The following is a 13,702-nucleotide window of genomic DNA, read 5'->3' as shown; positions in this document are numbered from 1 at the left end:
ATCGATATGAACAGTTACAGCGCTCGCTTGAATCGGAGAGCGCTCTTCATCTGACCAGCGCAAAGGAGCGAGCTATTCATGGAAGCGATGCCCGACAAGGACCCTCTCGAAACGACCGACTGGCTCGACGCCTTGCGGGCCGTCCAGCAGCACTGCGGAGCCGAACGGGCGAACTATCTGTTGACGCGACTCGTGGAGGGCGCGCGTCGCATGGGGGACTACGTTCCACCCGCCCTGACCACGGCCTACTGCAACACGATTCCTGCCGATCGCGAAGCCAAGTCGCCCGGGGACCGCGCCATCGAACACCGGATCCGCTCGGCCATCCGCTGGAATGCCGTCGCGATCATCCTGCGCGCGAACAAGGAGTCGTCCGAGCTGGGCGGTCACATCGCCAGCTTTCAGTCTTCCGCCCTTCTGTACCGGTCATCGAAGTCCTGATTCAGCCGGGCGATACCATCAAGGTCGAGGATCCGCTGATCACGATCGAATCCGACAAGGCCACGATGGAAGTGCCGTCGCCCGAGGCGGGCATTGTCAAGGAACTGAAGATCAAGGTAGGCGACAACGTCTCGCAGGGTGTGCTGATCCTGTTGCTGGAAAGTGCCGATGCCGGCGGCGGTGAGCGCGCCTGCGGGCGTCGCCGAGGTGCGCGTGCCGGATATCGGCGATTTCACCGACGTGCCGGTGATCGAAGTGCTGGTCAAACCGGGCGACACCGTCAAGGCTGAAGATCCGCTGATCACGCTCGAATCCGACAAGGCGACGATGGAAGTGCCCGCCCCGCTTGGCGGAGTGGTCCGGGAGATCAAGGTCAAGGTCGGCGACAGCGTATCGCAGGGGGCCGTCATCCTGACGCTCGCCACGGGCGATGCGCCTGCGGCAGCGAGTAGCGCGCCCGTCGCGGCGCAAGCGACTGCGGCGCCTGCGCCCTCCGCGGCGGCAACCCCACCCGCTGGTGCCATCGACGAATCAGCGTTTCGACTTGCCTATGCCGGGCCGGCCGTGCGCAAGCTGGCGCGCGATCTCAGCGTGGACCTGGGCAAGGTGCCCGGCAGCGGCGACAAAGGCCGTATCCTCAGCCGCGACGTCGAAGCCTATGCGAAGCGCGGTGCGCCAGCCCCGTCGCCGGCCGTAGCGGCCCCGACGAGCGGCGCCGGACTCGACCTTCTGCCTTGGCCCAAGGTCGACTTCACGAAATTCGGCGCGATCGAAAGCCGGCCGCTCGCGCGCATCAAGAAGATCTCGGCCGCCAATCTGCATCGCAACTGGGTGATGATCCCGCACGTCACCACCCACGATGACGCCGACATCACCGACCTCGAAGCCTTCCGCGTGCAGTTGAACAAGGAAAACGAGAAGGCCGGTGTCAAGCTCTCGATGCTCGCCTTCATGATCAAGGCAGCCGCGTTCACGTTGAAGAAATTCCCCGAGTTCAACGCATCGCTGGATGGCGACAACCTGATCTTGAAGCAGTACTACCACATCGGCTTCGCCGCCGACACGCCCAACGGGCTGGTGGTGCCGGTGATCCGTGACGTCGACAAGAAAGGCGTCGTCGAGATCGGCAAGGAAATGGGTGAACTCGCGAAGCTCGCCCGCGAAGGCAAGCTGAAGCCGGACCAGATGCAGGGCGGCACCTTCACGATCTCGTCGCTGGGCGGCATCGGCGGCACGTACTTCACGCCGATCATCAACGCGCCCGAAGTGGCGATCATGGGCGTGTGCAAGTCCTACTGGAAGCAGGTCTCCCCCGACGGCAGGCAATCGGCGTGGCGGCTCACGCTGCCGTTGTCGCTGTCCTGGGATCACCGGGTCATCGACGGCGCCGCGGCGGCGCGCTTCAACGTCCATTTTGCCAACCTGCTCGCCGATCTGCGGCGCGTCCTGGTCTAAGGGGAAACAATGACAAACCCGATCGAAGTGAAGGTTCCCGATATCGGCGATTTCAAGGACGTGCCGGTCATCGAGATACTGGTGAAGGCCGGTGACCAGATCAAGGCCGAAGACCCGCTTGTGATGCTGGAGTCGGACAAGGCCACGATGGAGGTGCCGGCGCCACTCGCGGGTACCGTCGTCGAACTCAAGGTCAGCGTAGGCGACACGGTGAGCGAGGGAAGCTTGCTTCTCACGTTGACGACTGGTGTCGAGGGCGCCGCACCGGTCGCCCCGCCGGCTGATGCTGTCGCGCCTGTATCGGCCCCGGCAGCAGTGCCAGCCGGCTCCTATGCCGGCCCGGTCGACGTGGAGTGCGAGATGCTGGTGCTGGGCGCCGGGCCGGGCGGTTACTCAGCCGCGTTCCGCTCCGCCGATCTGGGCATGAAAACCGTGCTGGTCGAGCGCTATGCGACGCTCGGCGGCGTGTGCCTGAATGTCGGGTGCATTCCTTCGAAAGCGCTTTTGCACACGGCGTCGGTGATCGATGAAGCGAAAGCGATCGCCCATCACGGCATCTCGTTTGGAGCGCCGGAGATCGACATCGACAAGTTGCGCGGCTTCAAGGAGGGTGTCGTCAAGAAGCTGACCGGCGGCCTCGCCGGCATGGCCAAGGCGCGCAAGGTCGACGTGGTGCGCGGTAGCGGGCGCTTCCTCGACTCGCACCATCTCGAAGTGGAGTTGACCGAAGGTAGCGCTCAGGACAAGACCGGCGCCCGGAAGGTCGTGCGCTTCCAGAAGGCGATCATCGCGGCCGGTAGCCAGGCTGTCGCTCTACCGTTCATGCCCGAAGATCCACGTGTCGTGGATTGGTCCGGCGCACTCGCGCTGCAATCGATCCCGAAGCGCATGCTAGTGATTGGAGGCGGCATCATCGGCCTCGAGATGGCAACCGTCTATGCCACGCTCGGCACGCGCATCGACGTGGTCGAAATGCTCGACGGCATTATGGCGGGCGCGGACCGCGATCTCGTCAAGGTGTGGGAGAAGATGAACGCGCCGCGCTTCGACAGCGTGATGTTGAAGACCAGGACGGTGGGTGCCAAGGCAACGCCGCAAGGCATCGAGGTGAGCTTTGACGACGAGAAGGCCCCCAATGAGCCGCAGTGTTATGACCTGGTTCTCGTGGCCGTCGGGCGGAGTCCGAACGGCAAGAAGATCGGCGCGGAAAACGCTGGCGTGGCTGTAAGCGATCGCGGCTTCATTCCCGTCGATAACCAGATGCGCACGAATGTCGCGCATATCTTCACGATCGGCGATATCGTCGGCCAGCCGATGCTCGCGCATAAGGCTGTCCACGAAGCGCATGTCGCCGCGGAAGTTGCGGCCGGCCAGAAGAGCTTCTTCGACGCGCGGCAGATTCCGTCGGTGGCCTACACGGACCCGGAAGTGGCGTGGGCGGGCAAGACCGAAGAACAAAGGCCGAAGGCATCAAGTATGGCAAGGCCGTGTTCCCCTGGGCCGCGAGCGGACGCGCCATCGCGAACGGCCGCGACGAGGGATTCACCAAGCTCCTGTTCGATGAGACGACCCATCGCTGCATCGGCGGCGGCATCGTCGGTACGCACGCGGGGGACCTGATCAGCGAAGTGTGTCTCGCAGTCGAGATGGGGTGCGAGCCGACCGACATCGGCAAGACGATCCATCCGCATCCCACGCTCGGCGAATCCATCGGCATGGCAGCGGAGCTATTCGAGGGAGTCTGCACGGATCTACCGCCCGCAAAGAAGAAATAGCGTACCGGGAAACCAACCACCCAGAGGGCACGGACATGTCAGAAAATCTGCGCGATGCGGCACTCGAATACCATTGCCTTCCGACACGAGGCAAGATTGCAGCGATACCCACATCGGCAACGGCCACGCAGCGGAACCTCGCGCTTGCGCACTTACCCGCGATAGCGCAAGCCCGCTCGGTTCATATCATGACGCCCTCCGCCACAGTTCGGCGGATCGTAGACATGCCTGCGGTTGCCGTAGTCGATGCCGCCTCCGGAAGTGCCCGGCGATGATCGATCTTGCGAGCGGACCTTCAGCGATCAGCGTAAGCGCGACTGCGGTCGGCGCGCTAAGCGGAGCATTGTTCACAGTCGAGCGTCGGTTCGGTCTCAGCGGCGTCTTCTGTCTGGCGTTCAGCACGGGGGTCAGCGGCAGCATCATGCGCGACGTGCTGCTGCAAAGCGGCCCCTCCGTGATCCTCACCGATGTCGAGTTCCTGCTCGCGGTCCTGATCTGCGCGACAACGGGATTTTTCTTCTCGACAGCCATCAGATGGGTTCATCCTCTGCTGGTAGTTTTCGATGCGCTTTCCATTGGGTTCTTTGCGGTTCTGGGTGCAACCAAAGGCGTCCATGCCGGGCTCGGCCCGCTGGGGGCGATTCTGATCGGAACCGTGAACGCAATCGGCGGTTGGGTGTTGCGCGATATTCTCGCCGGCGACCGGCCGCAACTAGTGCTTCCCGGTCCGATCTATGCCATTGCCGCAGGCATAGCGAGCGCCTCCTACGTCGTCCTGGTGGTAGGCGCGCACCTTACAGAGGCCTTGGCGGCCTGGGTCACCATCGCTGTCGGCTTCTCAATACGAATGGCTGCCCTGCGCTATGGATGGAACGCGCCGACTCCCATCGATTTGACGCCGCGCATACGGCGCTCGAAATCGTCAGGCAAGGAGCATTAGGCGCCCGGTCCCCATTCGAAGGTTCAGGAATTTTCGTTGTGCCCGCCATACCCGTCCAAGTCGCAACCGTATTCGGTCGGCTGCCGTTGAAGCGTGAAAAGGGGCTGGCTTCAGGTCGACGACCAAGCGATGATCCACCTCCCTCGAAGCAATCTACGTTCACGGCATTCTCACGCAACCTAAGGTACTCTGTCGGCAGCGGTCAAGGAGCGGCGGCTATGGATCGACTCCACCAGTACGACGACGGTTATCGCGACCTGACGGAGGGTACTTATTGTGGCTACGAAGAATGGCGGTACGCTGTATGTCCTGCAGGCACGTCCACCGGCGATCATCGCTCTGTCACCGGACGGCTCACACGAGGTCGTTCTCGCGAACCTTACGCGCACGCCAGACGGCATCAAGGTCGATGCTGAAGGCCAGATGGTCTACTGGACCAACATGGGAACCGGCATCCATCTGGTCGACGGCGATCCGGCTTCCGGCGCGGTTCCCCCGAACGACGGCACGATCGAAAGCGCGAAGCTCGACGGAAGCGGGCATCGCGTGCTGGTGCCTGCCGGTATGGCCGGAACGCCCAAGGAACTCGTGCTGGACAAGGAAGGCGGTCACCTGTATTGGTGCGATCGCGAAGGCATGCGAGTCATGCGCGCGCGGCTGGACGGTTCGGAGGTGACGGAACTCGTCCGCACCGGGAATTTCCCCGAGGATACGGCCGACGCGACCCGCCATTGCGTAGGCATCGTATTGGACAAGGCAAACGGACATGTCTACTGGACGCAAAAGGGACCGCCGGATGCCGGAGAGGGCCGCATCTTCAGGGCGGGCCTTGAGTTGCCATCTGGTGCGACACCCGATCGGCGTCCGGATATCGAATGTCTGCTGGCCGATCTTCCCGAACCGATCGATCTCGATATCGATCATCGCGACGCCATGCTTTACTGGACGGATCGTGGCGACGATACGCATGATGGCAATACACTGAATCGCGCAAGGATCACCGAATCCGGATTGGTTGACCGCCAGGTGCTCGCCCGCGAACTGCAAGAGGGGATTGGCGTGTCGCTGGACTCGCAGGGGCGTCGCGCCTTTGTCACCGATCTGGGCGGCAACGTGCGCGAACTGGACATCGATACGAAGCAAGAGTCGCATTTCACCACGGTTGCACATCTGGGCGTGCTGACCGGCATCGACTACGCTGACATCTGAGTCGGATCGGCCCGGACTGCCCGGGACGTATCAGGGCAGTCTGGCGTGTCGACAGCGGCCGGTACACGCAGGTCCGCCGCCAAGTCGGTGGTGATACACACGCCGAAGCGCCTCGCGACGAGCGCGATGCACGTCACGACCTCCTCGACGATCCAACGCCGCTTTTATAAGCCCGCTCTATCCCGACCACCGCGCTGGCGTATTCAAGCGCGCTTCGTATTCGACCGCGCATGCTCATGTCGGCAATTACCCACCGGCCTGCTCATGAACGATGAACTCCGCATACCAGTCGGGCCAGTTTTCATCGTGCTTGCCGGTTTGCTTCTCGTGCTCGCCGTGCGCGGCGGCAGCACGGCGAAGCGCACTCGCAAGCTCCGTCGATGAAGTGAATGTCGTGTCGTGCGTATCCACTCTTCCAGGGAGCCGCGCGGTCACCTCCTGGAAGACCCAGCCGTTTCCGTCTGGATCGCTGAAGGAAGCGAAAGAACCATAGCTATTCCGCGCTGGATGCGGGCCGCTTACGCGTCCATCTTCACCAGCGTGATGGAATACGCCACCGACGTCGTGGAAGATCTCGCTCACATCGACGCCGCGCTCGACAAGCGCTGCGCGCGCTGCTTCCAGGTCGGACACAATGAGATGCAGTCCCTGCACGGAGCCTGGATCTTCTGTCGTGACGCCCTTGCCGAACAGGACCGAGCAATGCGAGCCCGGAGGCGTGAAGTGTACAACCCGAAACTGATCATCCGTTGCGATATCAACGTCGAGCCTCCAACCTAATCCAGAATAGAACTGCTTCGCGCGATCGACGTCCGACACGGGAATGACGACTACCTCGAGCTTCATGTCGACCGTTCTTGCCTCTCCGGTCGCCGACGCTGCCTCACTGCCCGCCTGTTCATTGTTCATGTCAATCTCCTAGCGATTGGGTAATCCAAGGGTCCAAATGCAAAACAAGCAAGCGACAGAGGGAAGCAGGCAATCGAGTCGATTGCCTCTCGGTAGCTGTCGCATGAAGGTTCAGGGCTGCGGCGGCTCGCCCTTCCGATTTGAACGTGATGCCTGCGTTTAGTCTGACCAAATCGTCGTACGAGACTGTTAGCCGCCGATCGCTGTTCCTCAAGCAAAGTGTCTGAGCGGCGTCCACGCTCGTCAACAAATTTACATGCGGATGCGAAATAGCCGCCGCGCGGCAAGAGCCGGTCAATGCGCCGGCTCGCGCTCCATCTGATCGGGATCTGTATCAGGCGTTCACCGAAACTCGCCAGCCATCGGACCCATCCGGTTGTATCGGGACACATCGGCCCAAAAGAGTCGCCAATCCAAACGCGCGCGAGAGAATGCCCCGGTACGGGACATTCTCACAGAACTTGCTTGGGTTCAACGCGCCGGGTTCACCGCGGACGCAGCGTCGGGTCTCATCCCGCGAGCAACCGGAGTTTGTCGCTTGCTATGCGAGTCCGGCACCACCGCCGCGCCCTGCAAGAAGACATGTTGCGGCAAGGCGGTTGTGTCGGTGTTGCGCACGATGATGTCCGCCAACGTTGTGCTCTCGATCATGCTGGTCGTCGCAGAATCGAACCCCTGGTTGAGCCAGAAAAAGCGGTCGCCAGCGCGCAACGCTGAAAATTGCCTGCTGATGATCTTCTGAAACGTGGGGCCGGTGACCCCGCTCGATGCGTGCGCTTCCGCAAGCCCTCCAATGAACAAGTCCACCTGATCGATGCTCCCGTACACGGCTTTCAGGTTCTTTTGCAGCACTGGGTCGCTTGTCAGCGCAGCGAATGAATTGTACGGTGCAAGATTCAGTGCCGCGCGCGTCTGGTTCAAGCTGCCAAGTCCCACGTCACGTTCGCGCTGGACGTCGATGGCGATCAGATCGATCAAATCGACGCCGCCGCCGACCAGGCTGGCCGCAAGCAAGTTGCGTAGCGTCGCGACCACGTACACGTCGGTTGCCTGCGCGAAATCCAGGCTGAACGAGCGCAGAAGCGGATCGACACCGTTCGCGATGTCCTGCGCGGGCGAATTGAAGAACGCCTGCGACAATGGTTGGCTAAAGGTGGTGACGCCTGAGTTGTCGACTCCCTCTTGCGTATCCGAGATCTGCGTGTGGCCGACACGAAACGCGGCGGTGCTGAATTCCTGCGAGACCTGTGCGCTTTGGGACGAGTCGTACCCTTGATAGCTTCCGAGTGCGTGGCCGATCAAAACGGGCAGATATTCGGCGTACACGATGTTCTCGTACTCGGCGGTGGTAATCGCCCGCGCCATGTTGTAAAGCTGGTCGCCGGTCCAGTCGGGGTGCTGGGTTTTGAGCTGGCCCACCCAGTTATTGTGCTCGCGCATGAAAAGCGTGGTGGTGGCGGTGAGTTCGGGGTTCTCCATCACACGCGGATCGCCAGACACGAAGACGCCGCCGACGATGGCCAGCGACTTTCCATCCTGCGATGCTTGCATGGTGCCGTCGGCATTGCGCAAGCTGTCGGCCACTTTCTGGGTCGAACCATAAAGCTGCGACAGATCGAGATAGCCGGCGGAAGTGTTGATGATCGTATTGGTCGCCGGATTGCGCCGCGCGCGCGTCATCGCTATGACGGTGCCGGCGCTCACGTCGGGATCGTTCGCAGGGACCGTGATGTTGATCGCCGCCGTGGTGAGCGGCGTGGCTTCGAGACCGAGATCGTGGTCGACGAACTGCCCCCACACATAGAGCCACGCGGAGGCCGCCGGATCGGCAACCTGGCCGTCTTGCCCTTTCGCGCCCGTCCCGCCGGTGATAACGCTTGAGATGGTCCGGGGATTGGGGCCGTCTACGAGGGCGTTGGCCCCGCCCGATGCGAAGTTCAACGGTGCCAGGCTGAGCTCGGGGCTGCCGGGCGTGGCGTTGAAGTCGGGGTGGTCGAGATTGTTCCCTGCACCTCCGATCGGCCGGAACGCCTTCAAAAGCGTAATTGGCGGGACCGCGGGAGATGCATGACGATCAGCCAGGGCCTGTAATGGCATTTCCACGATTGTAATTAGTATGACTAAATAAACCGTAGCCAAGCGATTATTGGTTCGCAAACGAATTCTCCTCAAGAGTTTTGTATTGGTAGGGATCGGAGCTACGGTCTCACGCGCACCCGCACCAAGTGCGAAATCACACCTGATGTGGACAATGGATTCGTGAAGGCGGCGGGGTTGAATCGCAGCCCAAGATGAAGGCGAAGCAGATAAAGTTCAACAAGAAACAATATACCGATCGAGTTCCTTGATTTGATTTGACTATGACAATAGAAGGCCGAAATCTGAAAGGTAAATGGTCGAGTTTATTTATTAAAATTACCGTGAATTATGGTCGAAGAGACTTAATTGATCGAAACCTTTTTACTTTAGACAATTAATTCGCTCCTCTCGATAGGCTCAGACAAAAGGGGAGGCTTTAGGGGCCAAGGCAAAAACTACTGGAAAGCTTCCGCGATGCAAAAACACAATACAATCTTACCGACTCAAAGTGTGCGTTAGGGAACAGTCCATCTGCGCGGACCGAAACTCTTACTGCCATCGATTTGCTGATGGGTCCATTTGTCCGGCGGCTACCGCTCAACCTTGAATCGCCGTCGCGAGCCGCAACTTTGATTGAACGGCATGGCCAAACGAGCATCTTCAGAACCGAGGTAAGAAGCAATTGACTGTCTACGACCCACCCATCGACGAAGAAGAATTGCTATTGAAGTGGATTCGACGCGCGCGCGAGTCGCAGGCGAGCCACTACGACATGGCTGACCGGTTGAACCGACGTGGCCGTTGGTTGGGGGTGTCGGTCATTGGAATCACCTCGCTGATCGGAACGTCCGCCTTTCTCTCGCTGGTGACGACAGCCGTGTCGTCTGCGCTGAGGCTGATCGTCGGCATGACAAGCGTCGTGGCCGCCGTGCTCGCCGCGCTGCAAACCTTTTTGCGTTACGCGGAGCGCGCCGAGCAACATCGCGCGGCCGGCGCGCGATATGGCGCAGTTCGACGCAAGCTCGAGGCGATCTACGCTGGAGACGCTGACGCGCGTGACGGCCACTATCTGAGGTCGGTTCGCGACGAATTGGATCGCATCGCCGAGGACGTGCCAAATGTGCCGTTCGCAGTCTTCCGGCGGGCGCAAGAAGACCTGATGGACGCAGGCCATTAACCTTCTCACGATTCCGACATGAGTAAGGTGCGGTGCTCGTAGTCGACATCCGGCACCGGAATGGGGCCGAAGACGTCAGAGCAGACCGCTGTCTGCTCCGTAGCTCGTGCACATTCGTCCCCGATGTGAAGATGATACAGCCGCGATGCGTTCCTCACGGACTGCCGGCGACCGTCGCGTGGGCCACGACAAGACGGTGCGCGGTTGGCATCATCCTTGCTTCTCGTCTTGGGCGAGCGGTGTAGACGCTCGGGCAACAGCCGGTCGGGAGCCGTTATGCAGATCCTGGTGTTGGACGACGATGACGATTTCGCCAGCGGAATAGCGGCGCTCCTGCTTCGGATGGGCCACGAAGCAACCGTTGCACACGACTGCGAGTCCGCCAGGAAGCTTGCGAGCAGCCGCCCATTCGACGTGATCCTGGCCGACGTTGAACTGCCCGACGGCGACGGCCGGCACGTCTGCAACGGGCTGCGAATGGAAGGTCCATCGCAGGACGCGTATATGATCGCCGTGACCGGTCGCGCCGATTTGAGCGATCACGATTTTCCATCGTTCGATGGCTATGTGCGAAAGCCCATCACGTTCGAGTTGCTTGAGTCAGTGCTTGAAGAATGGCGAGTGGCGGCCGGTCTCGACCGGCAACTGCCTGCAAGTGAACTTGCCATTCCCAGTTCACCTTGAAATGTCGAGTGCGACCGCGGTTTCCCGATTGCTGGTTTTCAAAAATATGCGATTCACCGAGGGTCGCGAATCAGGTAATGTGGGATTGGATAATGCGGGCGACGCTGCGCGTCTATAAAACCCGATGCCGGAATAAACCATGAGTGAATCAACATGCGAAATCTCACCCCCGCCGGCCAGCAATTGATCGAAGAAGCCGCCCAGCGGCACGGGTTCAGCACGGATGCCGTGATGAGCATGCTGGAATCCGTGATTCGCGGCAACGGCAGTATGGCCCAGTTCTCGCACCCCGAATTTGGTGGCTCCGGTCAGTGGATGCTTGGGGGAATGACCATGGTCTCCGACATGTTCAACGACTACCTGAAGGGCCGGGTTCAGGGGCTCTGTTCCGAGCTTTCGCGCCTGATCGCAAACCAGCCGGACCTCATTCGCAGCGGCAGCTTCCAGTCGCAGAGCCAGGGTTTTCAGCGCCAAGGCAACGGCAGTGGCGTGCAACACCAACAGGGCGCTGGTTACAGCAACCAGCAGCAAGATGCAGCCGGACCCGTGGGACCGGTGAGCCTGTTTGTTCCGGCCGCTCGCGGCAGCTCTGGCGACTGGTGGCCCGAAGATCTGGGGTGGCCCAACAGCACCGGCGCGCAGAACGACGTCCGCTATGCCTTCTTCGCACAGGCCCGGCGGCTAGCCATCGAAGTGAATCGCACAGTGACGGTTTACGACACGCTCGATCATCAGATCAGTGGGTTCTCGCAGCAGCAATCCCGCGACGCATCCCTCACCTTTGCGAGCCAGCACGGCCTGGTTGCTATCGCCAGTCTTCCGGTTGTGTCGGTCGGTGGGGTTCCGCAGCAAGCGTCGCCGCCCGTGGAGGAGCAGCCCGTCAGCACTCAGTCGCTCGTCCGCGAGGCAGACGTGTTCGCCACCATAGAGAAGCTCGCGCAACTGCACGCAAAGGGGATTCTCAGCGATGAGGAGTTCGCCGCAAAGAAGGCGGAACTGCTGAGTCGTTTATGAAGCTCCGCCCACTTCGGCCAACCCCGTCACACGGCCGCTGACTTCACTGTTCTGAACGATGTCTTCCGCACGTACAGCCATTTTCAGACGTCGTTTAATAAGGAAGAAGCAGGTCGACCTCCTCCAGATCGAGCCGGCTGACGGCTCGCCATCACTTGTCGACACAAGTGCCTTGTGTACCTGATGCGCCATCAATGAACGACGGCGCGTTGGCTTGCGCATTTGCGTCGCTCAGGCGCGAGGCGCCTGAGGACAATCGCGCAGCCGTGCGCCATCCCCTCGACGATGCGTCACTCACGAGCTCGCGGCAGCCGTTCCTTTCCGATAACAACCGCGAGTCGACAGCAACATGCGTGTAATGGCGAGACGAAGATTCATTTCACTGTCACTGGCCGCATGTGCAGTCGGCGCGGCCGGCGTAATCGCGTCCCGGGCGCGCGAGCACGACGAACCGGGCGGCATTGCCTATGGCAAGGGGCCCCGCCAGCGGCTCGACATATATGCGCCCGAACCCAGGACCCGCACGAACTATCCCGTCGTCGTGTATTTCTACGGCGGAGCCTGGCAAAGCGGTCATCGCTCGGATTCGCGCGGCGTCGCGCAAGCACTCGCCGCGCGAGGCATCGTTACGATCGCGGCGGACTATCGCATCTATCCGGAGACCGTCTTCCCTGGCTTTCTCGACGACCCCGCCGCCGCCGTGCGCTGGACACGCGATCACGTGCGCGAATTTGGCGGCGACCCCGGACGCATTTTCGTGATGGGACATTCTTCCGGCGCGCACATGGCAGCGATGCTCGCGACCGATCCGCGCTATCTGGCCGCACAGGGCATATCGAATACCTCGCTCGCCGGGATGATCGGACTCGCGGGTCCATATGCCGCGATCCCGACGAGCGACCCTTATATGGACCAGATCTTTCCGGCGCCGCTGCGCCAGCGGGCGCTGCCCATCGCACTCGTCACCGGAAACGAGCCGCCGATGTTGCTCGCCGCAGGCACCGCGGATACCGATGTCGATCCGCATAACAGCGATCGTTTCGCAGATGCGCTGCGCGCGCATCACGATGCCGTAGAACTGAAAAAATATCCGGGCTACGACCACGATACGATCTTCAAGTCGTTTTCGGCCGCGCCGAATACGGACTCACCGGTTCTGGCCGACGTCACCGCCTTCATCGACGCGCATTAAAGATGCGATTCGACAATCGGCGAAGAAGGTCTGCTGTTTTAGTGGTCTCGCAAACGGAAACTCAACGCGCTCCAGATAAAGTGGCGACCAGCCGCTGGGTTTTCCATAACCAACTCAGCCGCCTTCTACCAAACAAGGGGAGACCATGACGCACACTAAAACTATCGTGGCGCAAATTACGATCAGCGACGCAACCTACGCCAAGCTCCTCCGCGTAGGGGAGATTACGCAGCAGGATCCGCAGGCGTGGGCCGATGCCATCCTGGCGCAATCGGCAGGCGAAGTCATCAAGGCGGAGGGCGCAGCGCGGCACGCACGCCGCAGTGCAATTCAATTGACGGATTGAAGGGCACTCCCATTCTTGTGCTTCCTTTCCACTGATATAGCCGGCTGTCGTCGCACGTCGTTCTCGAAGAGCGCGAGCGCCCTATCGGCGTCCTCCGTCGGCACCAGCAAGCCCGGCGGATGGTCACGCAATGGCGATGTGCCGAGCCGTCGACCCTCATCACAGCGAAGGCCCGACGGCCCACTTCACTCGATCGGTGGTTGCTTCGCCTGTTCCTCGCGAAGCTCACGTTCGACCATCTCCCGCGCTTGCTGCCAGTACTCGTCGGCGCATCCTTCCATGCTGCCGTCCTGTTGCCAAAGTTCATAGGCTCGTATTCGAATCCGCTGCTCCAGCGTCTGTGCTTCCAAGCGACCTCCAGGCTATCGGTAAATCACATTGCGCGTCGCCTCCGGCACACGATTTGCTGTGCGAGCAGAGCGTCGCAGCCGTTCGGCTTTACCAGCATAGGCCGAAGATCTCTGCATGCCCAACACCTCGC

The 13,702-nt window shown here is 61.1% G+C and carries 11 protein-coding genes and 2 pseudogenes; 10 read left to right on the top strand and 3 right to left on the bottom strand.

The window, feature by feature from the left end; all coding sequences use genetic code 11:
• Positions 1–78 precede the first annotated feature (78 nt).
• The 5 genes and pseudogenes from AWB68_RS14780 (at position 79) to AWB68_RS14760 (ending at position 5,820) form a co-directional block, all read left to right on the top strand.
• Positions 79–441, top strand: a complete 363-nt coding sequence (locus AWB68_RS14780) for a pyruvate dehydrogenase E1 component-related protein (RefSeq protein WP_235028337.1) — start codon at positions 79–81, stop codon at positions 439–441.
• Positions 429–1,896: pseudogene (aceF, locus tag AWB68_RS14775) on the top strand (dihydrolipoyllysine-residue acetyltransferase). Before AWB68_RS14780 ends, aceF begins: the two are co-directional and overlap by 13 nt.
• A gap of 9 nt (positions 1,897–1,905) precedes the next feature.
• Positions 1,906–3,671: pseudogene (gene lpdA, locus AWB68_RS51400) on the top strand (dihydrolipoyl dehydrogenase).
• Between the two features lie 271 nt (positions 3,672–3,942).
• Entirely contained in the window at positions 3,943–4,611 is a 669-nt protein-coding gene (locus AWB68_RS14765) for a trimeric intracellular cation channel family protein (protein ID WP_087645099.1), read from the top strand.
• Between the two features lie 276 nt (positions 4,612–4,887).
• Positions 4,888–5,820 (top strand): SMP-30/gluconolactonase/LRE family protein, encoded by a 933-nt coding sequence (locus tag AWB68_RS14760; RefSeq protein ID WP_087645098.1) that lies wholly within the window; start codon positions 4,888–4,890, stop codon positions 5,818–5,820.
• A 246-nt stretch (positions 5,821–6,066) separates the two neighbouring features.
• Here the strand turns inward: AWB68_RS14760 and AWB68_RS14755 are convergent, their stop codons facing one another.
• Together AWB68_RS14755 and AWB68_RS14750 are read right to left on the bottom strand one after the other, a co-directional pair.
• The gene (locus tag AWB68_RS14755; protein WP_087645097.1) at positions 6,067–6,729 is read right to left on the bottom strand and encodes a VOC family protein; all 663 of its coding nucleotides are present in this window, start codon (positions 6,727–6,729) and stop codon (positions 6,067–6,069) included.
• A 471-nt stretch (positions 6,730–7,200) separates the two neighbouring features.
• Positions 7,201–8,886 carry a peroxidase family protein gene (locus AWB68_RS14750; protein WP_125482938.1) on the bottom strand — a complete coding sequence of 562 codons (1,686 nt, stop codon included), beginning with the start codon at positions 8,884–8,886 and terminating at the stop codon, positions 7,201–7,203.
• Positions 8,887–9,490: 604 nt separating this feature from the next.
• Here AWB68_RS14750 and AWB68_RS14745 point away from each other — a divergent pair.
• The 5 genes from AWB68_RS14745 (at position 9,491) to AWB68_RS14725 (ending at position 13,221) form a co-directional block, all read left to right on the top strand.
• Positions 9,491–9,985, top strand: a complete 495-nt coding sequence (locus AWB68_RS14745) for an SLATT domain-containing protein (RefSeq protein ID WP_087645095.1) — start codon at positions 9,491–9,493, stop codon at positions 9,983–9,985.
• Positions 9,986–10,261: 276 nt separating this feature from the next.
• Entirely contained in the window at positions 10,262–10,669 is a 408-nt protein-coding gene (locus tag AWB68_RS14740) for a response regulator (protein ID WP_087645094.1), read from the top strand.
• A gap of 153 nt (positions 10,670–10,822) precedes the next feature.
• Positions 10,823–11,683, top strand: a complete 861-nt coding sequence (locus AWB68_RS14735) for an SHOCT domain-containing protein (protein WP_087645093.1) — start codon at positions 10,823–10,825, stop codon at positions 11,681–11,683.
• 358 nt (positions 11,684–12,041) lie between these two features.
• Positions 12,042–12,875, top strand: a complete 834-nt coding sequence (locus AWB68_RS14730) for an alpha/beta hydrolase (RefSeq protein ID WP_087645092.1) — start codon at positions 12,042–12,044, stop codon at positions 12,873–12,875.
• 145 nt (positions 12,876–13,020) lie between these two features.
• Positions 13,021–13,221 (top strand): hypothetical protein, encoded by a 201-nt coding sequence (locus AWB68_RS14725; RefSeq protein WP_087645091.1) that lies wholly within the window; start codon positions 13,021–13,023, stop codon positions 13,219–13,221.
• 185 nt (positions 13,222–13,406) lie between these two features.
• Here AWB68_RS14725 and AWB68_RS14720 read toward each other — a convergent pair whose 3' ends face one another.
• Positions 13,407–13,571: a DUF2934 domain-containing protein gene (locus AWB68_RS14720; protein ID WP_087645090.1), complete on the bottom strand. Its 165-nt coding sequence runs from the start codon at positions 13,569–13,571 to the stop codon at positions 13,407–13,409.
• Between the last annotated feature and the right edge of the window lie 131 nt (positions 13,572–13,702).

Origin of the sequence: Caballeronia choica (assembly GCF_001544535.1) — a bacterium.
Classification (GTDB): Bacteria; Pseudomonadota; Gammaproteobacteria; order Burkholderiales; family Burkholderiaceae; genus Caballeronia; species Caballeronia choica.
The sequence above is the reverse complement of the archived record's forward strand: the minus strand, read 5'-3'. Positions and strand labels throughout refer to the sequence as shown.

Coding starts and splice junctions, on each gene's coding strand:
- AWB68_RS14730 (WP_087645092.1), top strand. CDS start 12,042: ATGGCGAGACGAAGATTCATTTCACTGTCACTGGCCGCATGTGCAGTC.
- AWB68_RS14740 (WP_087645094.1), top strand. CDS start 10,262: ATGCAGATCCTGGTGTTGGACGACGATGACGATTTCGCCAGCGGAATA.
- AWB68_RS14755 (WP_087645097.1), bottom strand. CDS start 6,729: ATGAACAATGAACAGGCGGGCAGTGAGGCAGCGTCGGCGACCGGAGAG.
- AWB68_RS14780 (WP_235028337.1), top strand. CDS start 79: ATGGAAGCGATGCCCGACAAGGACCCTCTCGAAACGACCGACTGGCTC.
- AWB68_RS14725 (WP_087645091.1), top strand. CDS start 13,021: ATGACGCACACTAAAACTATCGTGGCGCAAATTACGATCAGCGACGCA.
- AWB68_RS14735 (WP_087645093.1), top strand. CDS start 10,823: ATGCGAAATCTCACCCCCGCCGGCCAGCAATTGATCGAAGAAGCCGCC.
- AWB68_RS14765 (WP_087645099.1), top strand. CDS start 3,943: ATGATCGATCTTGCGAGCGGACCTTCAGCGATCAGCGTAAGCGCGACT.